This window comes from Xanthomonas cucurbitae (genome assembly GCF_002939885.1).
GTDB lineage: Bacteria > Pseudomonadota > Gammaproteobacteria > Xanthomonadales > Xanthomonadaceae > Xanthomonas > Xanthomonas cucurbitae.
On sequence record NZ_MDED01000001.1, the window covers coordinates 50,286 to 74,316 of the forward strand.

The 24,031-nt window shown below is 65.5% G+C and carries 25 protein-coding genes; 8 read left to right on the forward strand and 17 right to left on the reverse strand.

What is annotated here, in order from left to right; genetic code table 11:
- Positions 1-62: 62 nt before the first annotated feature.
- Together ftsH and rlmE are read right to left on the reverse strand one after the other, a co-directional pair.
- The gene (gene ftsH, locus XcuCFBP2542_RS00220) at positions 63-2,003 is read right to left on the reverse strand and encodes an ATP-dependent zinc metalloprotease FtsH (RefSeq protein ID WP_014089977.1); all 1,941 of its coding nucleotides are present in this window, start codon (positions 2,001-2,003) and stop codon (positions 63-65) included.
- Positions 2,004-2,063: 60 nt separating this feature from the next.
- Entirely contained in the window at positions 2,064-2,696 is a 633-nt protein-coding gene (rlmE, locus tag XcuCFBP2542_RS00225; protein ID WP_104601637.1) for a 23S rRNA (uridine(2552)-2'-O)-methyltransferase RlmE, read from the reverse strand.
- A gap of 65 nt (positions 2,697-2,761) precedes the next feature.
- Here rlmE and yhbY point away from each other — a divergent pair, with 65 nt between their 5' ends.
- Together yhbY and XcuCFBP2542_RS00235 are read left to right on the forward strand one after the other, a co-directional pair.
- Positions 2,762-3,067 (forward strand): ribosome assembly RNA-binding protein YhbY, encoded by a 306-nt coding sequence (yhbY, locus tag XcuCFBP2542_RS00230; protein ID WP_104601638.1) that lies wholly within the window; start codon positions 2,762-2,764, stop codon positions 3,065-3,067.
- 16 nt (positions 3,068-3,083) lie between these two features.
- Positions 3,084-3,458: an Mth938-like domain-containing protein gene (locus tag XcuCFBP2542_RS00235; RefSeq protein ID WP_104601639.1), complete on the forward strand. Its 375-nt coding sequence runs from the start codon at positions 3,084-3,086 to the stop codon at positions 3,456-3,458.
- Between the two features lie 219 nt (positions 3,459-3,677).
- Here the strand turns inward: XcuCFBP2542_RS00235 and XcuCFBP2542_RS00240 are convergent, their stop codons facing one another.
- The 4 genes from XcuCFBP2542_RS00240 to surE are packed head-to-tail and all read right to left on the reverse strand — an operon-like array spanning position 3,678 to position 6,534.
- A complete protein-coding gene (locus XcuCFBP2542_RS00240; protein ID WP_167526861.1) occupies positions 3,678-4,451 on the reverse strand; it encodes a peptidoglycan DD-metalloendopeptidase family protein in 774 nt (257 codons plus the stop codon).
- On the reverse strand, positions 4,448-5,062 hold the full coding sequence (locus XcuCFBP2542_RS00245) for a YqaA family protein (RefSeq protein WP_104601641.1): 615 nt from the start codon (positions 5,060-5,062) through the stop codon (positions 4,448-4,450). The genes XcuCFBP2542_RS00240 and XcuCFBP2542_RS00245 overlap by 4 nt, the downstream gene beginning before the upstream one ends.
- Positions 5,063-5,080: 18 nt before the next feature.
- Positions 5,081-5,758, reverse strand: a complete 678-nt coding sequence (locus XcuCFBP2542_RS00250) for a protein-L-isoaspartate(D-aspartate) O-methyltransferase (protein WP_104601642.1) — start codon at positions 5,756-5,758, stop codon at positions 5,081-5,083.
- A complete protein-coding gene (surE, locus tag XcuCFBP2542_RS00255; protein ID WP_104601643.1) occupies positions 5,755-6,534 on the reverse strand; it encodes a 5'/3'-nucleotidase SurE in 780 nt (259 codons plus the stop codon). The genes XcuCFBP2542_RS00250 and surE overlap by 4 nt, the downstream gene beginning before the upstream one ends.
- A gap of 99 nt (positions 6,535-6,633) precedes the next feature.
- Between surE and XcuCFBP2542_RS00260 the strand changes: the two genes are divergently transcribed.
- Entirely contained in the window at positions 6,634-7,173 is a 540-nt protein-coding gene (locus XcuCFBP2542_RS00260) for a Smr/MutS family protein (RefSeq protein ID WP_167526860.1), read from the forward strand.
- 49 nt (positions 7,174-7,222) lie between these two features.
- Entirely contained in the window at positions 7,223-7,453 is a 231-nt protein-coding gene (locus XcuCFBP2542_RS00265) for a Smr/MutS family protein (protein ID WP_425477971.1), read from the forward strand.
- A 90-nt stretch (positions 7,454-7,543) separates the two neighbouring features.
- Here the strand turns inward: XcuCFBP2542_RS00265 and truD are convergent, their stop codons facing one another.
- The 8 genes from truD to XcuCFBP2542_RS00305 form a co-directional block, all read right to left on the reverse strand.
- Positions 7,544-8,650 carry a tRNA pseudouridine(13) synthase TruD gene (truD, locus tag XcuCFBP2542_RS00270; RefSeq protein ID WP_104601645.1) on the reverse strand — a complete coding sequence of 369 codons (1,107 nt, stop codon included), beginning with the start codon at positions 8,648-8,650 and terminating at the stop codon, positions 7,544-7,546.
- A 102-nt stretch (positions 8,651-8,752) separates the two neighbouring features.
- Positions 8,753-9,244 carry a 2-C-methyl-D-erythritol 2,4-cyclodiphosphate synthase gene (gene ispF, locus XcuCFBP2542_RS00275; RefSeq protein ID WP_104601646.1) on the reverse strand — a complete coding sequence of 164 codons (492 nt, stop codon included), beginning with the start codon at positions 9,242-9,244 and terminating at the stop codon, positions 8,753-8,755.
- A gap of 7 nt (positions 9,245-9,251) precedes the next feature.
- Positions 9,252-10,064 (reverse strand): 2-C-methyl-D-erythritol 4-phosphate cytidylyltransferase, encoded by an 813-nt coding sequence (ispD, locus tag XcuCFBP2542_RS00280; RefSeq protein ID WP_104601647.1) that lies wholly within the window; start codon positions 10,062-10,064, stop codon positions 9,252-9,254.
- Complete coding sequence (gene ftsB / locus XcuCFBP2542_RS00285) at positions 10,061-10,426, reverse strand: cell division protein FtsB (protein ID WP_104601648.1); 366 nt, start codon at positions 10,424-10,426, stop codon at positions 10,061-10,063. Before ftsB ends, ispD begins: the two co-directional genes overlap by 4 nt.
- A 3-nt stretch (positions 10,427-10,429) precedes the next feature.
- On the reverse strand, positions 10,430-11,722 hold the full coding sequence (gene eno / locus XcuCFBP2542_RS00290; protein ID WP_104601649.1) for a phosphopyruvate hydratase: 1,293 nt from the start codon (positions 11,720-11,722) through the stop codon (positions 10,430-10,432).
- 94 nt (positions 11,723-11,816) lie between these two features.
- Complete coding sequence (kdsA, locus tag XcuCFBP2542_RS00295; protein WP_104601650.1) at positions 11,817-12,650, reverse strand: 3-deoxy-8-phosphooctulonate synthase; 834 nt, start codon at positions 12,648-12,650, stop codon at positions 11,817-11,819.
- 219 nt (positions 12,651-12,869) lie between these two features.
- Positions 12,870-14,534, reverse strand: a complete 1,665-nt coding sequence (pyrG, locus tag XcuCFBP2542_RS00300; protein WP_104601651.1) for a CTP synthase — start codon at positions 14,532-14,534, stop codon at positions 12,870-12,872.
- A 172-nt stretch (positions 14,535-14,706) separates the two neighbouring features.
- The gene (locus tag XcuCFBP2542_RS00305; protein WP_170066925.1) at positions 14,707-14,949 is read right to left on the reverse strand and encodes a hypothetical protein; all 243 of its coding nucleotides are present in this window, start codon (positions 14,947-14,949) and stop codon (positions 14,707-14,709) included.
- Positions 14,950-15,111: 162 nt separating this feature from the next.
- Between XcuCFBP2542_RS00305 and parE the strand changes: the two genes are divergently transcribed.
- Both parE and XcuCFBP2542_RS00315 read left to right on the forward strand, forming a co-directional pair.
- Positions 15,112-17,001, forward strand: coding sequence for a DNA topoisomerase IV subunit B (parE, locus tag XcuCFBP2542_RS00310; protein ID WP_104601652.1), 1,890 nt, complete (start codon positions 15,112-15,114; stop codon positions 16,999-17,001).
- A gap of 414 nt (positions 17,002-17,415) precedes the next feature.
- Positions 17,416-18,930, forward strand: coding sequence for a S10 family peptidase (locus tag XcuCFBP2542_RS00315; RefSeq protein ID WP_104601653.1), 1,515 nt, complete (start codon positions 17,416-17,418; stop codon positions 18,928-18,930).
- A 77-nt stretch (positions 18,931-19,007) separates the two neighbouring features.
- Here XcuCFBP2542_RS00315 and XcuCFBP2542_RS00320 read toward each other — a convergent pair whose 3' ends face one another.
- From XcuCFBP2542_RS00320 to XcuCFBP2542_RS00330, 3 genes are all read right to left on the reverse strand, one after another.
- Positions 19,008-19,769: a YdcF family protein gene (locus XcuCFBP2542_RS00320; protein WP_104601654.1), complete on the reverse strand. Its 762-nt coding sequence runs from the start codon at positions 19,767-19,769 to the stop codon at positions 19,008-19,010.
- 107 nt (positions 19,770-19,876) lie between these two features.
- Positions 19,877-21,004: an inorganic phosphate transporter gene (locus XcuCFBP2542_RS00325; protein ID WP_064508361.1), complete on the reverse strand. Its 1,128-nt coding sequence runs from the start codon at positions 21,002-21,004 to the stop codon at positions 19,877-19,879.
- 9 nt (positions 21,005-21,013) lie between these two features.
- Entirely contained in the window at positions 21,014-21,640 is a 627-nt protein-coding gene (locus XcuCFBP2542_RS00330; protein WP_104588294.1) for a DUF47 domain-containing protein, read from the reverse strand.
- 274 nt (positions 21,641-21,914) lie between these two features.
- Between XcuCFBP2542_RS00330 and XcuCFBP2542_RS00340 the strand changes: the two genes are divergently transcribed.
- Positions 21,915-23,255 (forward strand): hemolysin family protein, encoded by a 1,341-nt coding sequence (locus XcuCFBP2542_RS00340; RefSeq protein ID WP_104601800.1) that lies wholly within the window; start codon positions 21,915-21,917, stop codon positions 23,253-23,255.
- On the forward strand, positions 23,239-23,910 hold the full coding sequence (locus tag XcuCFBP2542_RS00345; protein WP_167526859.1) for an exopolysaccharide biosynthesis protein: 672 nt from the start codon (positions 23,239-23,241) through the stop codon (positions 23,908-23,910). Before XcuCFBP2542_RS00340 ends, XcuCFBP2542_RS00345 begins: the two co-directional genes overlap by 17 nt.
- The last annotated feature ends 121 nt before the right edge of the window (positions 23,911-24,031 follow it).

The following is a 24,031-nucleotide window of genomic DNA, read 5'->3' on the forward strand; positions in this document are numbered from 1 at the left end:
ATCGGGGCCAGGAATCGCTTCCTGGCCCCGACACTTCTTGCATCACGCTGGTCGGCGGCAGCTTACAACTGCTCGGCCGGTCCTGCGATGGGCGGCAGCGGACGCGGGCTGCCCTTGTCGTTGTTGTTGCCACCATCCTTGTCCGATTTGCCCCAGCCTGCCGGCGGCGGCGGCTCGCGGCCTTCCATGATGGCGTCGATCTGCGGCACGTCGATGGTTTCGTACTGCAACAGCAACTGCGACATGGCGTGCAGCTTGTCCAGATTCTCGGTGAGAATGGTCTTGGTCTTGCTGTAGGCCTTGTCCAGGATCGAGCGCACTACTTCGTCGATCTTGCGCGCCGTCTCGTCGGACACGTTCTTGTGCTGGGTCACCGAACGACCCAGGAACACTTCGTCTTCCTCTTCGCCGTACGCGACCGGGCCGAGTTCGTCGGACAGACCCCACTTGGTGACCATGTTGCGGGCCATCTTGGTGGCACGTTCGATGTCGTTCGATGCGCCGGTGGTGACCTTGTCGCCACCAAAGATCAGTTCTTCGGCGACGCGACCGCCATATAGCGAACACAGCTGCGATTCGATCGCTACGCGATTCATCGAGTAACGGTCGCCTTCGGGCAGATACATGGTGACGCCCAACGCGCGACCGCGCGGGATGATGGTGACCTTGTAGACCGGGTCGTGCTCCGGCACCAGCCGGCCGACGATGGCATGGCCGGCTTCGTGGTAGGCGGTCAGGGTCTTCTCGTCCTCGCTCATGGCCATCGAACGACGTTCGGCACCCATCAGGATCTTGTCGCGGGCACGGTCGAAGTGATCCATGCGGACCTCCTTCTCGCTGCCGCGTGCAGCAAACAACGCCGCCTCGTTACACAGGTTGGCCAGGTCCGCGCCGGAGAAGCCCGGGGTGCCGCGCGCGATGACCATGGGCACCACGTCCTCGGCCAGCGGCAGCTTGCGCATGTGCACGCGCAGGATCTGCTCGCGGCCCTTGACGTCTGGCAGGCCGACCACCACCTGGCGGTCGAAACGACCCGGGCGCAGCAGCGCCGGGTCCAACACGTCGGGACGGTTGGTGGCAGCGATCACGATCACGCCTTCACCGCCCTCGAACCCGTCCATCTCCACCAGCAACTGGTTCAGGGTCTGCTCGCGCTCGTCATGACCGCCGCCCAGGCCGGCACCACGATGACGGCCCACCGCATCGATTTCGTCGATGAAGATGATGCACGGCGCATGCTTCTTGGCCTGCTCGAACATGTCGCGCACGCGGCTGGCGCCGACACCGACGAACATTTCCACGAAATCCGAGCCGGAGATGCTGAAGAACGGCACCTTGGCCTCGCCGGCGATCGCCTTGGCAAGCAGGGTCTTGCCGGTACCCGGCGGACCCACCATCAACACGCCGCGCGGAATCTTGCCGCCCAGCTTGGTGAACTTGGTCGGGTCACGCAGGAAATCGACCAGCTCGCCCACTTCTTCCTTGGCCTCGTCGCAACCGGCGACATCGGCGAAGGTGATCTTGATCTGGTCCTCGCCCTGCAATTTGGCGCGCGACTTGCCAAAGCTCATCGCCCCCTTGGCGCCGCCGCCACCGCCCTGCATCTGGCGCATGATGAACAGCCAGAAGCCGATGATGAGGATGACCGGCAGGAAATTCAGCACCAGCGACCAGAACCCGGGGCCGGTGGACGGCTTCTGCCGGGTCATTTCGATGTTCTTGCTGTACAGCACGTCGACCAGCTTGTCGTCGCGCGGACCGTAGACGGTGGCTTCGCTGCCGTCGGTGCGCTTGAAGCGGATCGCGTTGACAGCCAGGTTGGTCTCGTCGGTGTAATCCACCGATTTGACGCGTCCGGAGTCCACTTCCTTCAGGAATTGGGTGTAGGTGATCGAGTCGGCACCGACACCACCCGCCATCCGCGGCGAGAAGCTCTGGAAGACGACCATCAGCACAACCGCGACGACCACCCACAGCAGCAGATTCTTGGTCAAGTCGTTCATCCTCATTGGCTCCGGTGCCCTCTACTCTTCAATTCTTGAAACACGGTGGTCATTGGCAGCTTACTTGATCTGGACACGCTTGCCCTGACCGAGCACATAAACTTCCGGGGAGCGCTTGCGCGAGGCCGCCGGCTTGCGAATCGTCACCTTGTCATAGCGGCGGCGAAGCTCGCGAATGTAGTCGTCGGACCCCACACCCTGGAACAGCTTGATGAGGAACGCCCCACCCGGCTTGAGATGGGTGTCGGCAAATTCCATCGCCAGTTCCGCCAGGTGCATCATCCGCGGTTGGTCGACCGCATCCATGCCACTCTTATTGGGGGCCATATCCGACAGCACAAGGTCTACCGGCACATCGCCCAGCATCGCCTCGAATTGCGATAGGACGTCCTGCTCCCTGAAATCACCGTGAAGGAACTCCACGCCCGCCAGGGCCGGCATGTCCAGGATGTCCAGCGCCACCACCCGGCCGCTGTTGCCCATCGACTTGCGCACCTGTTGCGACCAGCCACCCGGCGCGGCGCCCAGGTCCACCACCACCATGCCCGGCTTGAGCAGGCGATCGCGCTGCAGCAGCTCTTCCAATTTATAGGCCGCGCGCGAGCGCATGCCTTCGGCTTGGGCCTTCTTCACGTAAGGGTCGGCGAAGTGTTCCTTGAGCCAGCGCTGGCTGCTTTTACTGCGGGAAGGCATTGGCAAAGGGGTCCGAACGGGCCGCCATGATACCCTGAACACCCTTTGCTGCCTTTCGATCCTGCATGTCCATTGTTCTCACCTCCGCCCAGAACCGTTTCCTGCGCGGCCAGGCCCACGACCTCAAGGCCCTGCTGCAGACCGGCGGCAAGGGGGTCACGCCGGCATTCCTGGCCGAACTCGAGGACGTGCTCGAGCGCCACGAACTGGTCAAGGTGAAGGTGGCTTCCGAGGACCGTGAGACCCGCGATGCATTGATAGCCGAACTGGTCGAGCAGACCGGCAGTGCCCTGGTGCAGCGGATCGGCCATGTTGCCATCCTGTACCGCCCCAGCAAGGAAAAGCGCCAGATCGTGCTGCCGCGCGGCTGAACCTGCGAGTGCCTTCATGCCTTTGAGCCAGGAACACCCCGATTACACCTATGCCTTGCGTGCGGCCGATGGCCGTCACGCCAAGGTGAACGAGCAGATCCTGCAACACAGCTTCATCCTGATGCCGGACGAACTGGTGGACCACTGGCCGGTGCAGGACCTGGCGCAGCTGCAGGCCAGCGATCTGGATGCAATCCTGGCGCTGTCCCCGGCGGTGATCCTGCTGGGCACGGGCGAGCGCCAGCAATTTCCCAATGCGCAGGTGCTGGCCGCCTGCCTGACCCGCGGCATCGGCCTGGAAGCGATGACCAACGCCGCCGCCGCCCGCACCTACAACGTGCTGGCCAGCGAAGGCCGCCGGGTGGCCTTGGCAATGATTTTGCCTGGCTGAATCGGGAATCGGGAATCGGGAATCGGGAATCGGGAATCGGGAATCGGGAATCGGGAATCGGGAATCGGGAATCGGGAATCGGGAATCGGGAAAAGCAAGCTGGACTAAGCTTCTTCTGTCAAGCACCCGCTCGACCAATCTCTTAGCTGCAGTATTTGCCGATCGTCAAACTATCGACCAGCCCAACGCTGTTGCGATTCCCCATTCCCGATTCCCGATTCACTTCTTCGGCAAATACAACAACGGGTCCACCGGCTTACCGTTGTAGCGGATCTCGAAGTGCAGCATGTCGCGCGCGGCGCCGCTGCGGCCCATTTCGGCGATCTGCTGGCCGGCCTTGACGTTCTGGCCTTCGTTGAGCAGGCGCTTGCGGTTGTGGCCGTAGGCCGACAGCCACTGGTCGTTGTGCTTGATGATGATGAGCTCGCCGTAGCCGACCAGGCCGGCACCGGAGTACACCACCACGCCATCGGCCGCGGCACGCACGGCCTGCCCGCTGGCGCCGGCGATATCCACGCCCTGCTTGGTGGTCTCTCCGCTCACGAACGTCCCGACCACCACGCCATCGGCGGGCCAGCGCCATGCAAAACCGCTGCTGACCGGCGCGGCGACCGGCGCCGCCGGGCGCGCCGGGACCACGCTGCCGCCGGCCACCGGCGCGCTGCTGCCGGGCTTGCTCGCCCCACCGGGATACAGCTTGAGCGTCTGGCCGGGATAGATCGTGTTCGGAGACGACAGGCCATTCCAGGCCGCCAGGTCCGCAGCGGTGATATTGGTCCGGCGCGAGATCGCGTACAGGGTGTCGCCACGCTGCACGGTGACGGTGGCACCGGGACGCGGCACCGACGGCCGCTGCGCCGCCGCAGGGCGCGACGACGAAGATCCGCCGCCGGGCGAACGCACCACCGTGGCGCTGCTGCAGGCGGCCAGCCCGATGGCGACCATGAGCAGGACTGCTGTCTTGCGTACCGAATTCATCTGCGTCTTGCTCATCCGTTGGTTGTCTTCCACACCAGCCAGCCGGCGCCGGCCGCGAGCACCACCATCGCCATCCAGCCCAGCGGCTCGATCCACTTATGCAACGCCGCCTCTGCCCGCGCACCGCCCAGGCGGATGGCACCGGCCACCAGATACACGCGCTTGCCGCGCCCGACCAGCATGCTGGCGATGAAGGGCAACAACGGCACACCGACCACGCCGGAGGCCCAGGTGAAGATCTTCAGCGGGATCGGGGTGAAGCCCACCAGCACCAGCGCCCAGAACGCCTTCCACGGCGACTCGGCCACCAGCACGCGCAGGGTCTCGATCTGCTGCTGGATCTTCGCACTCCAGCCCAGCCATTCGATCAACGGTTGCAGGGCGGCAAAGGCGAAGTGGCCCAGCAGGTAGCCGACCAGCGCGCCGCAGATCGAACCGATCAGGCTCAAGGTGGCGAACCAGAGTGAGCGCTTGGGCTCGGCCAACGACATCGGCGCCAGCATCACTTCCGGCGGCACCGGAAAGATGAAGCCCTCCACGAAGCTCAGGCCGGTCAGCAGCGCGGGGGCGCGGCGATGGCGCGACCAACGGATGGCCACGTCGTACAACGGCCCGAAAATCTTCATCGTGGAACTCTCATGAGGTCAATCCAGCATGCCCGACAACAGCGGGACGAACGTGACCGGGGCCAGAACCTGGTGTTCGATCGCACCGTCGGCCGCGCGGGTGAGTTGCACCAGCGACTGCGAGGACGCACCACCGACCGGGGCGACCAGCCGCCCGCCGACCGCGAGTTGATCGACCAACGCATCCACCAGCGCCGGCGCGGCAGCGGTGACCACGATGGCATCGTAGGGACCGTGTTCGGGCCAGCCGATGCGACCGTCGTCGTGCTTGCTGCGCACATTCATGCCCAGGTGGCGGAAGCGCTTGCGCGCCTGCCGCAGCAGATCGCCGATGCGTTCGACCGTATAGACCTCCAGTCCCAGCGCGGCGAGGATCGCGCCCTGGTAGCCAGAACCGGTGCCCACTTCGAGCACCTTGGTCGGCGCCACCTGCAGCACCGCTTCGGTCATGCGCGCCACTACCCAGGGCTGGGAAATGGTCTGGCCATGACCAATCGGCAAGGCAGTGTCTTCGTAGGCGCGCGAGGCCAGCGCTTCATCGATGAACAGATGCCGCGGCACAGTGCGCACCGCATTGAGCGTGGCTTCGTCCTGGATGCCGGCCTCGCGCAGGCGCTCGACCAGGCGGTCGCGCACGCGCTGCGAGGTCATGCCGATTCCCACCGACTCCGGTTGCAGGCGCAGCCTCGGCGTCATGCCGACGCGTCCAGCGCGGCGGTCAGTCCGCCGACCCAGCCGGCCACGGTCTCCAGCGCCTGGTAGCGGGTGAGATCGACATGGATCGGGGTGATCGAAATCCGCCCGGTGCGCACGGCATGGAAGTCGGTGCCGGCGCCGGCATCCTGCTCGGGACCGGCCGGACCGATCCAGTACACGGTGCGGCCGCGCGGGTCGCGCTGCGGCACGCACGGCTCGGAACGGTGGCGGTTGCCGAGCCGGGTGACCTCGAAACCAAGCACATCCGACCAGGGCAGATCCGGAACGTTGACGTTGAGGATGGTGTCGGCCGGCAACGGATCGGCCTTCAGCCGCGCAACGATCTCCACCGCTGCGCGCGCGGCGGTTTCGTAGTTGTGCGCCTCGTGGTTGTGCGTGACCAGCGACACCGCCACCGCGGGCAGGCCCAGGAAGCGGCCCTCCATCGCAGCGGAGACAGTACCGGAGTAAATCACGTCATCGCCCAGATTGGCCGAGTTGTTGATACCCGAGACCACGATGTCCGGCTCGTACTCCAGCATGCCGGTGAGCGCCAGATGCACGCAGTCGGTTGGCGTGCCGGCCACCGCGCAGGTCTGTGCGTCGATACGGCGGGTACGGATGGGCACATCCAGCGTCAGCGAATTGCTGGCGCCGGAGCGGTCGCGATCGGGCGCGACCACCATCACTTCATGACCGGCACTCCGCAGTGCCTCGGCCAGGATCTGGATGCCGGGGGCGTCGACACCGTCGTCGTTGCTAACCAGTACGCGCATGGGACTCCTCGGAAAACCCGGCCATGATACCGGATGCGTCCACGGGCTTGCCGCTTGATCTTCGCGTCTGCCTGAGGTTGGAACGGTTACGCTGTGCCCATGTCGCATCCCGAAGACGAAGACGACGGCGCGCTGTTCCGTGCCGCCATTGGCGCGGTCCAGCCGCTGCGCGAGGTCGCGCCGCCGGCCAATGCCAAGCCGCGCCCGAAGCCGCGCGCACGCATGGCCGAGCGCGACGAGGCGCAGGCGCAGACTGAATTCGCCCGCCTGCTGCGCGACAGTGCGCCGCTGGAAGCCGGCGATACCGCCAGCTACCGCCGCGACACGCTGCCTGCGAGGCTGTTCCAGCGGCTCAAGCGCGGGCAGTTTTCAGTGCAGGACGAGCTGGATCTGCATGGTGCCACCGCTGCACAGGCCGAGGCCTTGCTGCGCCAGTTCCTGCTGGAGGCGCATGCGCACGAACATGGCTGCGTGCGCATCATCCATGGCAAGGGCCTGCAGTCGGACAACGGTGCGCCGGTGCTGAAGAACCTGGTGGACCGCTTGCTGCGCCAGCGCAACGACGTGCTGGCGTTTCATTCCGCACCACCCACGCAAGGCGGGACCGGGGCATTGTTGGTATTGCTGGCGCGGAAGTAGTCGCAGCATCCTGTAGGAGCGGCCCCGGCCGCGAGAGGCGCTACCGGCAATGCCTGTCGCGGCCGGGGCCGCTCCTACACAGAATTACGCTGATGCGTCGAAACATGGCTGCGTGCGCATCATCCATGGCAAGGGACTGCAATCGGACAACGGTGCGCCGGTACTGGAGAACCTGATGGACCGCCTGCTGCGCCAGCGCAACGACGTGCTGGCGTTTCATTCCGCACCGCCCACGCAAGGCGGGACCGGGGCTTTACTGGTGTTGTTGGCGCGGAAGTAGTCGCAGCATCCTGTAGGAGCGGCCCCGGCCGCGAGAGGCGCTACCGGCAATGCCTGTCGCGGCCGGGGCCGCTCCTGTACAGAATTACGCTCAGGCGTCGGAACCCAGCGGCGCGGCGCGGCCTTCGTCGCTGACATCGCCCAGCTCCCACAGCACTGCGGTGGCATAGCAGCCTGGCGGCAATGCGAATTCCACCTGCAGGGTCTGCGCATCCAGCCAGCGGTAGCCAAGGTCTTGCGGACGCAAGCGCAATGCGCGGCGCTCCTGCTTCAATCCTGCGGCCTCCAGGCCTTGCCGCAGCGCCTGCGATGGCAGGTCCGAAAGTGCACCCTGCTCCATCGTGGCCGCCTGATCGGTGGGGCGTAACTCCCCCGCGCCCCACAATGGGCCGCTGGGATGGATGTCGAAGCGCGCCAGCCGCTCGGCCAGCACCTCGCTCCACGGCTCGGGACCGAACACGCTGCGCGAGCCATCCAGCATCCAGGCCTCACCCTCCAGCGCGCTATCCCAGCTGCCCTGCTGCACGCGGGCGGCCAGCACGCGATTGAACAGCGCCGAGCGCGCTGCCGACAGCAGGATCGAGCGCTGGTCGTTGCGCAGCCGCCGTTTCGATGCCGGCGCCGGCGCCAGGCTGCCGTCAGCTTGCTGCACATGGCCAAACATCGCCAGCGCCGACGCCACGTTGCCGCCGTCGCGGCCAAAACGCTGTTCGCCGAACCAGTTGGGAATGCCGCGCGCAGCGATCGCCTGCAGGCGCTGCTCGATGGCCTCGCGCTCGCCCTGCACCTGGCGCAGGGTCAGCACGAAGCGGTTGCCCAGCAGCGCGCCGCGCTGCAGCTTACGGTTGTGCCAGGTGCTGTCGATCACCTGCAGCTGTGCGTCGTCGAGCGTGGCCAGATCCGGGGCGACGCGCTTGGGTAGGTGCACGCTGAAACGCTGCGTGGTGACTGCATGGCGATCCTTCAGGCCGGCGTAGCTCACCCCCATTTCGGCGATGCCCGCCCAACGCGCAAGCGCCTTGGCGACATAGGCGGTGTTCTGCCCACGCTTGCGGATGGTGAGCAACAGATGTTCGCCTTCGCCGGAAGGCTCGAATGCCGGCAACTCATCCACCTGGAAGTCGTCCGGCGTGCAGCGCATGGCCGCACGCAGCACGGCCGCGCCGTGCGCGCGTGGAAGAACGGAGGTGTGACTCATGCTGTGGTTTACCTTCGCGCCGACGCATCGTGCGCTGTGGGCCGATGGCTCGGCGCGGAATGTCACCTCGCCCGCCGGACAGGCCCGGCAGGCAGGAGTGAATCAGGTAGCGATCTTGCCCAGCAGCACCGCCGCCTGTGCAGCAATGCCTTCGCCGCGGCCGGTGAAGCCGAGCTGTTCGCTGGTGGTGGCCTTGACGCTGACCGCATCGCATTCGATCGCCAGCAAGCCGGCAATACGTTCGCGCATTGCCAGCGCGTGCGGGCCGACCTTGGGACGCTCGCAGATCACGGTGACATCGGCATTGCCGACCCGCCAACCGCGCTCACGCAGCAACTGATCGCAATGCTCCAGGAATTGCGCACTGTCGGCGTCCTTCCAGCGCGCATCGCTGGGCGGAAAGTGCTGACCGATGTCGCCCAGCGCCAGCGCGCCCAGCATGGCATCGCACAACGCGTGCAGCACCACGTCGCCATCGCTGTGTGCGAGCACGCCGTGGCGATGCGCCACGCGCACGCCGCCGAGCATCACGTGGTCGCCAGGGCCGAATGCATGGACGTCGTAGCCTTGGCCGATGCGGAAATTGAAGGACATGCAGACCCTATGGTGATTGAGTGACGTCGTTGCCGTGTCCGGCAGTGACCGACTGGGCAGCGGCGTTGCGCGCGGTGGTCGGCACCTCGGTGGCCTGCGCAACTGACGACTCGGCATCGACCGTCACGCCGCGGCGCGCCAGTTCGAATTCAAACCGTGCCAGATCCGTCGGCGTGGTGACCTTGAAGTTGTCTTCGGCCCCTTCCACCAGCAAGGGGCGCAATCCCAGCCGCTCCATCGCCATTGCCTCGTCGGTCACGTCTACCCCGGCGGCCGCGGCCTCGGTGAGGCCGCGAATCAGTTGATGCCGGCGAAACAGCTGCGGAGTGAGCGCGCGCCATAGACGTTCGCGCGGCTCGGTGCCATCGATGCCGCCATCGTCGCCGGCACGCTTGAGCGTGTCGCGCACCGGTGCCGCCAGGATGGCGCCCACCGGATCGCCGCGACCGATTTCCAGCAATCGGTCCAGATCGGCCAAGGCCAGATTCGGACGCGCCGCATCGTGCACCAGCACGAAATCGTCTGCACGCACGCTGTCGGGCAATGCCAGCAACCCGGCCAGGACGGAGGCAGCGCGCGTCGCACCGCCCACGCAATGCAGTACCGGCTTGGACTGCACCGCCGTCCAACCGGGCCAATCAACATCATCGGCAGCGATCGCCACCAGGATGCCGGCCACCGCCGGATGTGCGGCCAGTGCGGCCAGGGTGTAGGCCATCAGCGGCTGCCCGGCCGCGTGCAGGTATTGCTTGGGCGTGGGCCCACCGAACCGCGTGCCGCGCCCGGCGGCCGGCACGATGGCCCAGATGGAGCCGGTCATGGATGACCCACCGGGTCGGTGGAGGCCGGCGCCTGCTGCGCAGGAGCAGGCGCCTCGGTCGACGTAGGTGACGGCAGCGGTGCATCCTCGACCACGCGATAGAACGTTTCGCCCGGCTTGATCATGCCCAGCTCACTGCGTGCGCGCTCTTCGATTGCCGCCTCGCCATCCTTCAAGTCCTTGACCTCTGCGGCCAACGCCTGGTTGCGCTGGCGCAGACCGTCGTTGTCCTGTGTCTGATGCGCGACCTGGGCTTCCAGCATCATGACTTCGCCAGAATTCCCAGGCCCGAACCAAAAGCGGTACTGCAGCCAAGCCAGCAACACCGCCAGCACCAGCAGTAGCCAGCGCCAGTTGCGCACGGCTTAGCGCTTGAGGGAGACGAACGCGTCGCGGCCGGCGTAACGCGCGCCGGCCCCCAACGCCTGCTCGATGCGCAGCAGCTGGTTGTACTTGGCCACGCGGTCGCTGCGGCACAGCGAGCCGGTCTTGATCTGGGTGGCAGTGGTGGCCACGGCGATGTCGGCGATGGTGGTGTCTTCGGTTTCGCCGGAGCGGTGCGAGACGATGGAGGCATAGTTGGCCGCATGCGCCATCGCGATGGCTTCCAGCGTTTCGGTCAGCGTGCCGATCTGGTTGACCTTGATGAGGATGGCGTTGGCGGTGCCCGAGTCGATGCCCTGCTTGAAGATCTTCGGGTTGGTGACGAACAGATCGTCGCCCACCAGCTGCACCTTCTTGCCCACGCGGTCGGTCAGCAGCTTCCAGCCGGCCCAGTCGTCTTCGGCCAGGCCGTCTTCGATGCTGATGATCGGATACTGCGCGACCCAGTCGGCCAGGAAGTCGACGAACTGCTCGCTGGTCAGGCGCTTGTTTTCGCCAACCAGGTTGTACTTGCCGTTGTCGTAGAACTCCGAAGAGGCCACGTCCAGGCCCAGCAGGATGTCTTCACCGGCGGTGTAGCCGGCCTTGCCGATCGCTTCGAGAATGGTGTCCAGCGCTTCGACGTTGCTGCGGAAATCCGGCGCGAAGCCGCCCTCGTCGCCCACCGCCGTGCTCAGGCCATGACCCTTGAGCACCGACTTGAGCGAATGGAAGATTTCGGTGCCGGCGCGCAGCGCTTCGGAGAACGAGCCGCAGCCGACCGGCAGCACCATGAACTCCTGGAAGTCGACATTGTTGTCGGCGTGCGCACCACCGTTGATGATGTTCATCATCGGCACCGGCAGCGATACGTCCGATTCGGTGATGGTGGACAGGTACTGCCACAGCGGCTGCTTGCGCGAAGCGGCCACCGCATGCGCGGCAGCGAGCGAGACGCCCAGCAACGCATTGGCACCCAGGCGGCCCTTGTTCTCGGTGCCGTCCAGATCGATCAAGCGACGGTCCAGGCCCTGCTGGTCGGCCGCATCGAAGCCCTTGAGCGCTTCGGCAATGGTGCCGTTGACGTTGTCCACCGCATGGCGCACGCCCTTGCCCAGGTACCGGGTCTTGTCGCCATCGCGCAGTTCCACTGCTTCCTTGGTGCCGGTCGAGGCGCCCGAGGGCACCGCCGCGCGGCCGAACGCGCCATCTGCCAGCGTGACTTCCGCCTCCAGCGTGGGATTGCCGCGGGAGTCGAGGATTTCGCGGGCGAGGATCTTGGCGATAGTGGTCATAGGTCCGTTCGGTTACCAGTAAGGGGGGAAGTACACCGGAAACAAGCTGCCGGATTATCGCCGCAGGATGCCGGCTTGCCAAATGCCAGGGCGATCAGACACCGTGTTCGAGGAAGCCGTTGCGCTTGGTGATGGTATCCAGTGCAAGCAGCGTCTCAAGCAAGGCTTCCATCTTGTCCAGCGGCCACGCATTGGGTCCATCGGACAGCGCCTTGGACGGATCCGGATGGGTTTCGGCAAACAGGCCGGAGATACCGACTGCCACCGCCGCGCGCGCAAGCACCGGCACAAATTCGCGCTGGCCACCGGAGCTGCTGCCCTGCCCGCCCGGCAACTGCACCGAATGGGTGGCGTCGAACACCACCGGGCAGCCGGTGTCGCGCATCACGCTCAACGAGCGCATGTCGCTGACCAGGTTGTTGTAGCCGAACGAGGCGCCACGCTCGCAGACCATGATCTGTTCGTTGCCGGTGGACTTGGCCTTGTCCACCACCGGCTTCATGTCCCACGGCGCCAGGAACTGGCCCTTCTTGATGTTCACCGGCTTGCCGGCCGCGCAGACGTTCTTGATGAAGTCGGTCTGGCGTACCAGAAACGCCGGGGTCTGCAGCACATCGACCACGGCGGCCACTTCGTTCATCGGGGTGTATTCGTGCACGTCGGTGAGCACCGGCACGCCAATCTGCCGCTTCACCTCGGCCAGCACCTTCAGGCCTTCTTCCAGGCCGGGGCCACGGAAGCTGGTGCCGGAGGTCCGGTTGGCCTTGTCGAAGCTCGACTTGAAGATGAAGTTGATCCCCAGCTTGCCGGTGATCTCCTTGAGCTTGCCGGCGACATCGAGCTGCAGCTGCATCGACTCGATCACGCAGGGGCCGGCAATCAGGAACAACGGCTGGTCGAGGCCGACTTCGAAGTCACACAGTTTCATCAGATCACCTGTTGATTAAAGCCCCTCTCCCGCCGGGAGAGGGGTAGGGGTGAGGGTGCGAAGTACTGCTGAAGCAAAATGGTTTGCCCTGGCTGGCGCGTAGCGACGCGTTCGTCATGGCTGCCATCTTCCAGTGCGTTGCGGCGCACCCTCATCCGCCCCTTCAGGGCACCTTCTCCCCATAAAGGGGACCGAGGTCCCAAGGGGAGAAGGGACTGCTCACGCACGCGCTTCCTTGAGCAGCTTGCCGCCCGCCTTCTTCTCGCGCGCGGCTCGCACGAAGCCAATGAACAGTGGATGCCCGTCGCGCGGGGTGGACAGGAACTCCGGGTGCGCCTGGCAGGCCAGGAACCACGGATGCGTGTCGCGCGGCAGTTCCACCACTTCCACCAGCGTGTCGTCCATCGACTTGCCGGAAATCACCAGGCCGGCATCTTCCAGCTGGGTGCGGTAGCGGTTGTTGAACTCATAGCGATGACGGTGACGCTCGGCCACCACGTCCTTGCCGTAGACCTCGCGCGCCAGCGTACCCGGCTTCAGCCGTTGCTCCTGCAGGCCAAGGCGCATGGTGCCGCCCAGATCCGACTTTTCGTCGCGCTTCTCGACTTCGCCACTGGCGGTGCGCCACTCGGTAATCAGGCCGATCACCGGATGCGGCGACTGGCGATCATTCTCCGTGCTATTGGCGGCGTCCAGCGCGGCAACGTGGCGGGCATAGTCCACCACTGCGGCCTGCATGCCATAGCAGATGCCGAAGTACGGCACCTTGTGCTCACGCGCAAACCTGGAGGTCAGCACCTTGCCTTCGAAGCCGCGGTCGCCGAATCCACCCGGCACCAGGATGCCGTCGATGTCCTGCAGGGCGGCCATGTCGCTGCCTTCCAGGTCTTGGGCTTCCAGCCACTTCAGGTTGACCTTGGTGCGCTGGCGCAAGCCGCCGTGACGCAGCGCTTCGGCCACCGACTTGTAGGCGTCCTGGTGATCGACGTACTTGCCGACCACTGCAATGGTGACCTCATCCAGCGGGTGCTTGACCGCATCCACCACCGCCGTCCATTCGGATAGATCGGCCGCGGCCACCTTGTCGTGCAGCTTGAACTGGTCGATGACCAGCTCGTCCAGGCCCTGGCGCAGCAGTTCCAGCGGCATGCCATACAGCACGTCGATGTCCGGGCAGCTGATGACCGCGCGCTCGGACACGTTGGTGAACAGCGCGATCTTGCGACGCTCCGAATCCGGCACGGCCTGTTCGGAACGGCACAGCAGCACGTCAGGCTGGATACCGATCGAGCGCAGCTCCTTAACCGAATGCTGGGTCGGCTTGGTCTTCAGCTCACCGGCCGCCGCGATATACGGCACCAGGGTGAGATGCATGAACATGGCCTTCTCGGCGCCGCGCTCGGTACGCACCTGGCGGATGGCCTCCAGGAACGGCAGCGATTCGATGTCGCCGACGGTGCCGCCGATCTCGATCAACGCCACGTCGAAGCCAGCCGTGGCCTCGTCGATGCAACGGCGGATCTCGTCGGTGATATGCGGAATCACCTGCACGGTGGCACCCAGGTAGTCGCCGCGACGCTCCTTGCGGATCACGTTCTCGTAGATCCGGCCCGTGGTGACCGAGTTCTTGCGCGACAGCCGCGTGCGCACGTAGCGCTCGTAGTGGCCCAGGTCCAGGTCGGTTTCGGCACCGTCGTCGGTGACGTAGACCTCGCCATGCTGGAACGGGCTCATCGTGCCCGGGTCCACGTTGATGTAAGGGTCAAGCTTCATCATCGTGACCTTCAGGCCACGCGCTTCGAGAATGGACGCAAGCGAAGCAGCGGCGATGCCCTTGCCTAGCGAGGACACTACACCGCCTGTTACGAAAATCAGGGGAGTCATGGGGCTCAAGGCCTCCCGGAAAGCCATAGTTTAACGGGTGACGGGCGAATGCCCAAGGGTTGCGTGATGACCAGGTCATCCCGCGCGGCTGGAGCAGCGACAAACAACCGCAAATGCAGACGCCCCGGCCTGAGCCGGGGCGTCGATGGTGCAAGGTGCCGGTGCGCGTGGATCAGGGCGCCGGCTTTTCCTCTTCTTCTTCCTCGCGCGGGGCGCTGTCGGCCTTGGGCTTCTGCGCGGCGGCGGCGGCGCGGCGCTCGGCCTTGCGCTCGGCTTCGGTCTTGGCCTTGGCGTCGTCGGCCTTTTGCGCGGTAGCGCCCTGCCCGGTCTGCTGCGGGGCGGCCTGGGCCAGCGCGGGCAATGCCGCCACGGCGGCCGCACCCAGGGTGAGCATCAGCATCTGTTTGAACTTCATGGTGTCCTCCGGTTCGGTCACATCCCTAAGGTGGGGACGTTCGGCTCCGAAACCAACGCCAGGGTAGCCACGCGCACCCAGCCCTGCACTGAACGCCTGCCACGTGCAAAAAGTCGCCCCAGCCCGCACACTTGCGCGTCGTTTCACGTGCCAACGAGATGCATGAACACCCGTTATAACGCCGCCGATATTGAAGTGCTGTCGGGCCTGGACCCGGTCAAACGCCGCCCGGGCATGTACACCGACACCGCGCGCCCGAACCATCTGGCGCAGGAAGTCATCGACAACTCCGTCGACGAGGCGCTCGCTGGCCACGCCAGGCAGGTCGAAGTCACCCTGTACAAGGATGGCAGCTGCGAGGTGTCCGACGACGGCCGCGGCATGCCGGTGGACATCCATCCGGAAGAGAAGATTCCGGGCGTGGAACTGATCCTGACCCGCCTGCATGCCGGCGGCAAGTTCAACAACCGTAACTACACCTTCTCCGGCGGCCTGCACGGCGTGGGCGTGAGCGTGGTCAATGCGCTCTCGACCAAGGTCGAGCTGTTCATCAAGCGCGAAGGCAGCGAGCACCGCATGGAGTTCCGCGATGGCAACGCCGCCTCCAAGCTCGAAGTGGTCGGCACCGTCGGCAAGAAGAACACCGGCACGCGGCTGCGCTTCTGGGCCGACCCGAAGTATTTCGATACGCCCAAATTCAATGTGCGCGCACTGCGCCACCTGTTGCGCGCCAAGGCCGTGCTGTGCCCCGGCCTGACCGTCAAGCTGCATGACGAGGCCACCGGCGAGCAGGACAGCTGGTATTTCGAGAACGGTCTGCGTGACTACCTCAAGGGCGAGATGGCCCAGCACGAGTTGCTGCCGGCCGAGCTGTTCGTGGGCAGCCTGAAGAAGGACACCGAGATCGTCGACTGGGCCGCAGCCTGGGTGCCGGAAGGCGAGCTGGTGCAGGAAAGCTACGTCAACCTGATTCCCACCGCGCAGCACGGCACCCACGTCAACGGCCTGCGTTCGGGCCTGACCGATGCGCTGCGCGAGTTCTGCGACTTCCGCAACCTGCTGCCGCGCGGAGTCAAGCTGGCGCCGGAAGATGTGTGGGACCGGGTCACTTTCGTGCTCAGCCTGAAGATGACCGACCCGCAGTTCTCCGGGCAGACCAAGGAGCGGCTGTCCTCGCGCCAGGCCGCCGGCTTCATCGAAGGCGCCGCACACGATGCCTTCAGCCTGTATCTCAACCAGAACGTGGAGATCGGCGAGAAGATCGCGCAGATCGCCATCGACCGCGCCAGTGCGCGCCTGAAGACCGAAAAGCAGATCGTCCGCAAGAAGGTCACCCAGGGCCCGGCCCTGCCCGGCAAGCTGGCCGACTGCATCAGCCAGGACCTGTCGCGCACCGAGCTGTTCCTGGTGGAAGGCGATTCGGCCGGCGGCTCGGCCAAGCAGGCGCGCGACAAGGACTTCCAGGCGATCCTGCCGCTGCGCGGCAAGATCCTCAACACCTGGGAAGTGGCCTCAGGCAGCGTGCTGGCCTCGGAGGAAGTGCACAACCTGGCGATCGCGATCGGCTGCGATCCGGGCAAGGACGACATTACCGGGCTGCGCTACGGCAAGGTGGTGATCCTGGCCGACGCCGACTCCGATGGCCTGCATATCGCCACGCTGCTGACCGCGCTGTTCCTGCAGCATTTCCCCGCCCTGGTGGCGGCCGGCCACGTGTTCGTGGCGATGCCGCCGCTGTTCCGCGTGGACGTGGGCAAGCAGGTGTTCTACGCGCTGGACGAAGAAGAAAAGACCACGCTGCTGGACAAGATCGCGCGCGAAAAAATGAAGGGCCAGATCAGCGTCACCCGCTTCAAGGGCCTGGGCGAGATGAACCCGCAGCAGCTGCGCGAATCCACCATCCACCCGGATACGCGCCGGCTGGTGCAGCTGACCATCGACGATGGCGAGCAGACCCGTTCGCTGATGGACATGCTGCTGGCCAAGAAGCGCGCGGGCGACCGCAAGCAGTGGCTGGAGAGCAAGGGCGATCTAGCTTCGTTGGAAGTTTGAGGACACCGGAAGTTTTAAACGCCCGAGTAGCAAAAGCCCTTCCCCCAATGGGGCGAGAAGGCACGGGTTGCGCGCCACTGGCGCGCGTGCCTTGGAGCGCCCGCGCTGCGAGCGCTGGCCGGGGCGCGGAGCGGGGGTTGGGGTGAGGGGACGGGCGTAGCCACTCGTGAAGTGGGGAGCACGAGGCTTCGCCCATCCCCTCATCCGCCCCCGCGGGGCACCTTCTCCTCCATAAAGGAGGACAACGTCCCGAGAGGGAGAAGGACGTACTGTCGGTCGGCACTCACTTCAGCGGATCGCAGAAATCCGCCTCGCTTACCACCTCGTTGCACGCGACACCCCTGCCTTTCTGCACATTGACCAGGCTCTGCCGTGGACTAGCATCAGCACTCCCCTGTTCCGGCGTCGACACCCATGCCCTTCTTTCTCCGCGCCAGCCTGCTGGCCTGCGTCCTGCTTAGCGGGGCGGCGCTGGCGTCCGCGCCAGATAAAGACGATCGTAAAAGCGACTCCAACAGCGAGGCGAAACCCGATGCATCGGCGTCCAGGCCTGCGCCGTTGCCGGCCGATGCCAGCGTGCGCCAGAGCACGCGTGTGGCCGGCCGGACGCTGAATTACACCGCCACCGTCGGCACGCTGCCGGTACGCGATGCACAGGGCAAGACCACCGGCGAGGTGGTCTTTACCGCCTACACCGTGGATGGCAAGGATCGCCCGGTGACCTTTGCATTGAATGGCGGTCCGGGCGCGGCGTCGGTGTATTTGAATCTGGGTGCGATCGGACCGAAGGTGGTCGGGTTCGGTGCCGAAGGCAACAGCGCCTCCGCACCGGCCACCTTGCGTGACAACCCGGGCACCTGGCTGGATTTCACCGACCTGGTGTTCATCGACCCGGTCGGCACCGGCTTCAGCCGCGCGCTGATCGGTGACGACGCGGCCAAGAAGCAGTTTTACAACCCGCAGGCGGATGTGGAATACCTCTCGCGCGTGATCTACGACTGGCTGCTCAAGAATCGCCGCCTGCAGACGCGCAAGTATCTGGTCGGCGAAAGCTATGGCGGCTTCCGCGGCCCGCGCATCACCCACTTTCTGCAGACCCGCCTGGGCGTGGCGATGAATGGCGTGGTGCTGGTCTCGCCGTATCTGAATCCGACGCTGGACGACAACGGCGATGTCTCGCCGCTGGCGTGGATGCTGACGCTGCCCTCGATCGCTGCTGCACACCTGGAGCGTCAGGGTCAGCTCAGTGACAGCGCAATGCACCAGGTCATCGACTACACGCGCGGTGACTACGCGGTGACGCTGATGAAGGGCCGTACCGATCCACAGGCCACCGAGGCCATGCTGCAACAGGTCACGCGCATGACCGGACTGGATCCAGCCTATGTGCGCCGCTCCGGTGGCAGGCTGGAAACCCAGGCGTATCTGCGCGAGGTGTTTCGCGACAAGGGCGAGCTGGGCAGCCGCTACGATTCCAACGTGACCGCGTTCGATCCGTTCCCCAACGACCCGGCGCAGCGCGCCAACGACCCGTTGCTGGATAGTGTCATTGCCCCGACCACCACCGCGATGGTGGACTTCGTCACCCGCGTGGTCGGCTGGAAGATCGATGCGCGCTATCAAGCCCTCAATTACGACATCAATGCCTTGTGGAATTGGGAAGACGAACAACGCAAGGGCGCGGTCACCCAGTTGCGCCAGTCGGTGGCGATCGACCCCCAGCTGCGCGTGCTGATCGCGCATGGATGGAACGATCTCTCCTGCCCGTTCATGGGTTCGGTGCTCACCGTGGACCAGATGCCGGTCATGGGCAGCGATCCCACACGCGTGCAGGTGCGCGAGTATCCGGGTGGCCATATGTTCTACAGCCGCGCAGCCAGCCAGGCCGCGTTCCGCAACGACGTCAAGGCGATGTACGAAACGCGCTGAGCGTAGCCATCGCCGGCCGCACACGCGGCTGGCGACGCATCACGACGCACCAGCCGTTACGAATCCCCAATCCCGAATCACAACGCACCAGGCTCGCTCGCCTTCACGTTCCAGCCCAGCCATTGGTAAAGCTGATAGCGCGCGATGCCCAGGTACTCGTGCAGGGCCACATCGGCCAGGGTGAAGTTGTAGCTCTGCGGCAGGATCGACCACGAGGCGGTCAGCCAATCGGCGCGTACCGGAACCGCATCGATGCCGAAGTGGCGGAAGTACAGCGCGGCGCGACGCAAATGGGTGGCCGAGGACACCAGCACGATGCGATCGGGCCGATACGCGCGCAGCAGCGGTTGACTGAACTGGGCGTTCTGCCAGGTGTTCATACTGGACGGCTCCATGATGAGGTCCGCGCGGTCGATCCCCAGCCCGATCAGCACGCGCTGGTACACCACCGCCTCCGATAGGCCCAGGCCGCGCGCATCGCCGCCACTGATCTCGATCTTGCAGTCGCCACCGCCGTGGCGGCACTGCTGGTACAGCCGCGCCGCCTCGACGATGCGGCCATAGGCGAACAGATTGGCCTCGGCCACCGCATCCCTGCCCTCCGGCCGCACCGTACCGGCGCCGAGCAGCACAATGACGTTGCGCGCACCCCAGTCATTGAAATCGTTGACTCCGGTGCGCTGCAGGTGTTGCAGCATCCACGATGGCAGCGGACCGCAGCCCACCGCCAACACCAGCACCAGTGCAATCGCGCCCAGCGCGCGGGAAAACCGCCTGAGGCCGCGGCGATCGATCCACCAGCCGAGCCCGAACAACACGCATACCAATGCCAGCATCATCAAGAAGGGTCTCGCTCAAAGCGCGCCGGCTGTCCCGCCCACACGCAGGGTCTACACCAGATATCGCCACAGGGTGATCGCGGCGCATGACCGCACCGCGACACCACTCAGGTCCAGCCGAACAGCTCGAAGGCACGCAGGATCAGGTACGCCACGCCGCCGGCAGCGGGAATGGTGAGGATCCACGCCCAGACGATGCGCTCGATCACGCCCAGGCGCAGCGAGCGCGGATTCTTGGCAAAGCCCACACCCATGATGGCAGTGGAGATGCTGTGGGTGGTGGACACCGGCATGCCGAAATGCGCCGCCATGGTCAGCACGGTGGCCGAGCTGGTTTCGGCGGCGAAGCCATGGATGGGATGCAGTTTGACCATCTTGTGGCCGAGCGTCTTGATGATCTTCCAGCCGCCGGACGCGGTACCGGCGGCCATCACCACCGCGCAGGTCAACACGATCCACATCGGGATGCCGTCGCCGGCCGCCAGGCCGGTGCCCGGATGCAGGAAGGCCAGCCAGCTGGGCAGATTGTCCAGCGCACCGGCCGACTGCGCGCCGATCAGGGTCATGGCGATGATGCCCATGGTCTTCTGCGCATCGTTATGGCCGTGCGCGTAGCCCATGTATGCAGCCGAAGCGATCTGTGCCTTGCCGAAGAAGGCGTTGACCCAGCGCGGCCGTGCCAGCCGCCCGATCGGGCCGCCCAGCCTGGACATGCCGGCGATGATCGCCCACAGCAGCACCATCACCACGATGCCGAGCAGGAAACCGGCGATCGGCGAGGTAATCATCGGCACGAACACCTTCCACAACAGGCCCTTGTTCTTGGCCCAGTTGCCGATGTTCTCCGACCAGATCAACGCATCCCAGTTGTTGTGCGCAGCGGCCAGCCCGGCGCCGCACAGGCCACCGATCAGGGCATGCGAGGACGAGGACGGCAAGCCTTTCCACCAGGTGATGAGGTTCCAGATGATGCCGCCCAACAGCGCGCACAGGATCACCTGTGGAGTGACATCCACCACGTTGGTGTTGAGCAGCCCCGAGGCGATGGTCAGCGCCACCGCCGTGCCGGTGAGGGCGCCGATCAGGTTCATGCCAGCGGCCAGCATCACCGCCCAGCCCGGCGAGAGCACCTTGGTGGCGACCACGGTGGCGATGGAGTTGGCGGTGTCGTGGAAGCCGTTGATGAACTCGAACACCAACGCGGCCAGGATCACCACCAGGACAAGGGTAAGCACGCGGCGGCCTCAGCTGTTCTTCAACACGATCTGGTACACCACCACCCCTGCCTCGCGGCAACGGTCGATGGCTTTTTCCAGGATCTCGAAGAACTCCTTGAGCAGGAACATCTGCAGGGTGTCCAGCCGGCCGGAATAGATGTCGCGGTACAGCTCCAGCATCAGCCGGTCGGCTTCGTTCTCGAGCATGCGCAGCTTGTCGTTGAGCGCGGTCATGCGATCGATGTTCATGCGCGGCAGCTCGTCGACCATCTCCACCACCACCGCGGCCGCCTGCTCCAGCATCGCTGCGCGCGGGGCGAAATCGATGTGTTCCAGGTGCTTGGTCGCCAGCGAATAGCGATCGGCGAACTTTTCGACCTGCTTGGGAATCTTGTACAGCGCCGAACCCAGCGCTTCGATGTCTTCGCGCTCGATCGGGGTCATGAAGCTGTCTACCAGGGCCTGGCCGATCTTGTCGGAGGCCGCGCGTTCGCGCAGGCGGGCGAGCTTGAAGGCGTCCAGCGCGGGCTGCCGGTCGGACTCGCGCATCATGGCGTGCAAGGCCTTGGTGCTGTCGTAGGCGGCCTGCGCCGCTTCGTTCAGGAGCGAATAGAACTGCTTGCCGGAACCGAAGATGGTCTGCAACGAGAACATGGGTGGAGAACTTCCTGCCGTCGAGGGAGGACGGCACCAAGGGCGAATTATGACCGTTCCATGACCTGTCTGGGTATCTCGATGCCGCCGAGCGCCTTCACACCGGCATTTCCCGGCGCCAACCACCCTGTGGTTTGCTACCATGCCCCCGCGCCTCGACAGGCGCACCCTATGGACGACGACCCTAATCCCCCCGCTTGCCGCCCCGCCCCAGCGCGCGCCGGCCATCGCCGTGCACCCCCGCCCTCCTCTTCACTGACCGGGGACTGTGCCCGTGGTTGAGTTTTTGATCGTCATCGCCCTGATCGTGTTGAACGGCTTCTTCGCCATGTCGGAGATGTCGCTGATGACCTCGCGCAAGAGCCGCCTGAAGCAGATGGCCGGCTCCAGCAAGCGCGCGGCGCGGGCATTGGCGCTGGCAGAGAGCCCCGAGAATTTTCTGTCCACGGTGCAGATCGGCATCACCTTGATCGGCATCCTGACCGGCGTGTTCGGTGGCGAGGCGATCGGCGAGGCGATCAGCAACTGGCTGCAGGGGCTGTTCCCGGCGTTATCGGCCACCTTTGAGCTGGTCGGCAAGCCACGCCCATATTCGGTGGTGATCGGCAGCACCCTGGCGGTGGCGCTGATTACCTTCCTGACGCTGATTTTCGGCGAACTGGTGCCCAAGCGGCTGGCGCTGCGCAATTCCGAGGACATCGCAGGCTTCGTCGCGGTGCCGATGGCCTGGCTGGCCAAGATTGCTGCGCCCGGGGTGTGGGTGTTGGCGCGCTCCACCCGGCTGGTACTGCGCCTGCTGGGCATGGGCAAGGACGAATCGGCCTCGGTGACCGAAGAAGAGATCCGCATGCTGGTGGCCGAAAGCCACGAGGCCGGGGTGATCGACGCGCACGAGCGCGACATGATGAACCGCGTGATGCGGCTGGGCGACCGCACCGCCGACAGCCTGATGACGCCACGTAACCGCATCGCCTGGCTGGATGCCAACGCCGAGCCGGAACGCAACCTGGCGGTCATGCGCGAACACGAATTCTCGCGGTATCCGGTGTATCGCGGCAGCGACCAGGACATCGCCGGCGTGCTGGAGGTGAAGTCGCTGGTCACCCGCATGGATGGCCACGGCGCGCACCTGTTCCAGGCGCTGCGCGACACTTTGTTCGTGTCCGAATCCACGCATGCGATGAAGCTGCTGGAGATCTTCCGCGAAGAACAGCAGTCGATGGCGCTGGTGGTGGACGAATACGGCGAGATCCGTGGCCTGGTGACCATCAGCGACCTGATGGGCGCGGTGGTCGGCCGCCTGCAGGCGGTGGAAAACACCGACGAGGATGCGTTGGTGGTGACCCGCGCCGATGGCTCGCTGCTGATCGACGGCTCGCTGCCGGTGGAAGAGCTGCGCGAAGTGCTGGGCGCCGAGTTGCCGGACGCCGAAGATGGCGATTACCACACGCTGGCCGGGCTGTGCATCTACTACTTCGGGCGGATTCCGCAGGCCGGCGAGTTCTTCGACTGGGCCGGCTGGCGCATCGAGATCGTGGACCTGGACGGCGCGCGCGTGGACAAGCTGTTGCTGAGCCGGATCGGCGACGAGGACAGCGATGACATCGTCGGCTGAGGGCGGGCCGCCGCCCGGGGACGCGGACCAGCAGCAGATGCGGTATCGCAACGAGGGCATTCGCAGCCTGTTGGCGGCCTTCAGCGATGGCGACCCGGAACAGGTGCTGCGTGTGCGCGAAATCCTGGCCGACCTGCAGCAGAGCGCGTTTGGCGTGTTTCTGTTCCTGGCGATCCTGCCTGCGTTCATTCCCATTCCCGGCGTGGCCGGCGGCATCAGCGGCCCACTGACGGTACTGATCGGGCTACAGACGATGTGCTGCCTGCGCAAGCCGTGGGTGCCGGCCTTCATCGGCGAACGCGGGCCGCGGCGGCGCACCAGCCAGCGCTTCGTCGCCAAACTCGCGCCCACCCTGCGGCGGCTAGACCGCCTGCTCAAGCCACGCCTGCATGGGGTGCTGGACCGGATGCCGGCACAGATGTTCACCGGCCTGCTGCTGGTGCTGGTGGGCATCCTGCTGACCTTGCCGATCCCGTTCACCAACTATCTTTTCGGGCTGATCCTGCTGTTGTTCGCGCTGGCGTTGCTGGAACGCGACGGCGCCTTGCTGCTGGCTGCCTGGGCGGCGGCGCTGATCTCGGTGGCGGTGTTCGGCGTGACCTCGGATCAGCTGGTGGACCTGATTCGCGGTTGGTGGCCGGTGGCCTGGCGGTAAAGCCGGACAGGGCGCGTAGTCGTAGCGTCTTTGCTTACGCGTTCCTTGGCGCTGCGAGTGTCGGGGTTACCCGGTGCTGAGCTGTACGCCGGGCCGACGGCCGGGCGTGTAGGTCATTGCG

What these genes read in the sequence shown, in the direction of transcription:
- ftsH (WP_014089977.1), bottom strand. Translation starts at nt 2,003, where the DNA reads ATGAACGACTTGACCAAGAATCTGCTGCTGTGGGTGGTCGTCGCGGTT.
- eno (WP_104601649.1), bottom strand. Translation starts at nt 11,722, where the DNA reads ATGACCACTATCGCCAAGATCCTCGCCCGCGAAATCCTCGACTCCCGC.
- pyrG (WP_104601651.1), bottom strand. Translation starts at nt 14,534, where the DNA reads ATGACTCCCCTGATTTTCGTAACAGGCGGTGTAGTGTCCTCGCTAGGC.
- ispF (WP_104601646.1), bottom strand. Translation starts at nt 9,244, where the DNA reads ATGTCCTTCAATTTCCGCATCGGCCAAGGCTACGACGTCCATGCATTC.
- XcuCFBP2542_RS00305 (WP_170066925.1), bottom strand. Translation starts at nt 14,949, where the DNA reads ATGAAGTTCAAACAGATGCTGATGCTCACCCTGGGTGCGGCCGCCGTG.
- XcuCFBP2542_RS00320 (WP_104601654.1), bottom strand. Translation starts at nt 19,769, where the DNA reads ATGATGCTGGCATTGGTATGCGTGTTGTTCGGGCTCGGCTGGTGGATC.
- XcuCFBP2542_RS00260 (WP_167526860.1), top strand. Translation starts at nt 6,634, where the DNA reads ATGTCGCATCCCGAAGACGAAGACGACGGCGCGCTGTTCCGTGCCGCC.
- XcuCFBP2542_RS00235 (WP_104601639.1), top strand. Translation starts at nt 3,084, where the DNA reads ATGCCTTTGAGCCAGGAACACCCCGATTACACCTATGCCTTGCGTGCG.
- XcuCFBP2542_RS00250 (WP_104601642.1), bottom strand. Translation starts at nt 5,758, where the DNA reads ATGACGCCGAGGCTGCGCCTGCAACCGGAGTCGGTGGGAATCGGCATG.
- parE (WP_104601652.1), top strand. Translation starts at nt 15,112, where the DNA reads ATGAACACCCGTTATAACGCCGCCGATATTGAAGTGCTGTCGGGCCTG.
- truD (WP_104601645.1), bottom strand. Translation starts at nt 8,650, where the DNA reads ATGAGTCACACCTCCGTTCTTCCACGCGCGCACGGCGCGGCCGTGCTG.
- XcuCFBP2542_RS00345 (WP_167526859.1), top strand. Translation starts at nt 23,239, where the DNA reads ATGACATCGTCGGCTGAGGGCGGGCCGCCGCCCGGGGACGCGGACCAG.
- XcuCFBP2542_RS00315 (WP_104601653.1), top strand. Translation starts at nt 17,416, where the DNA reads ATGCCCTTCTTTCTCCGCGCCAGCCTGCTGGCCTGCGTCCTGCTTAGC.
- XcuCFBP2542_RS00330 (WP_104588294.1), bottom strand. Translation starts at nt 21,640, where the DNA reads ATGTTCTCGTTGCAGACCATCTTCGGTTCCGGCAAGCAGTTCTATTCG.
- kdsA (WP_104601650.1), bottom strand. Translation starts at nt 12,650, where the DNA reads ATGAAACTGTGTGACTTCGAAGTCGGCCTCGACCAGCCGTTGTTCCTG.
- ispD (WP_104601647.1), bottom strand. Translation starts at nt 10,064, where the DNA reads ATGACCGGCTCCATCTGGGCCATCGTGCCGGCCGCCGGGCGCGGCACG.
- surE (WP_104601643.1), bottom strand. Translation starts at nt 6,534, where the DNA reads ATGCGCGTACTGGTTAGCAACGACGACGGTGTCGACGCCCCCGGCATC.
- XcuCFBP2542_RS00265 (WP_425477971.1), top strand. Translation starts at nt 7,223, where the DNA reads ATGCCTGTCGCGGCCGGGGCCGCTCCTACACAGAATTACGCTGATGCG.
- rlmE (WP_104601637.1), bottom strand. Translation starts at nt 2,696, where the DNA reads ATGCCTTCCCGCAGTAAAAGCAGCCAGCGCTGGCTCAAGGAACACTTC.
- yhbY (WP_104601638.1), top strand. Translation starts at nt 2,762, where the DNA reads ATGTCCATTGTTCTCACCTCCGCCCAGAACCGTTTCCTGCGCGGCCAG.
- XcuCFBP2542_RS00245 (WP_104601641.1), bottom strand. Translation starts at nt 5,062, where the DNA reads ATGAAGATTTTCGGGCCGTTGTACGACGTGGCCATCCGTTGGTCGCGC.
- XcuCFBP2542_RS00240 (WP_167526861.1), bottom strand. Translation starts at nt 4,451, where the DNA reads ATGAGCAAGACGCAGATGAATTCGGTACGCAAGACAGCAGTCCTGCTC.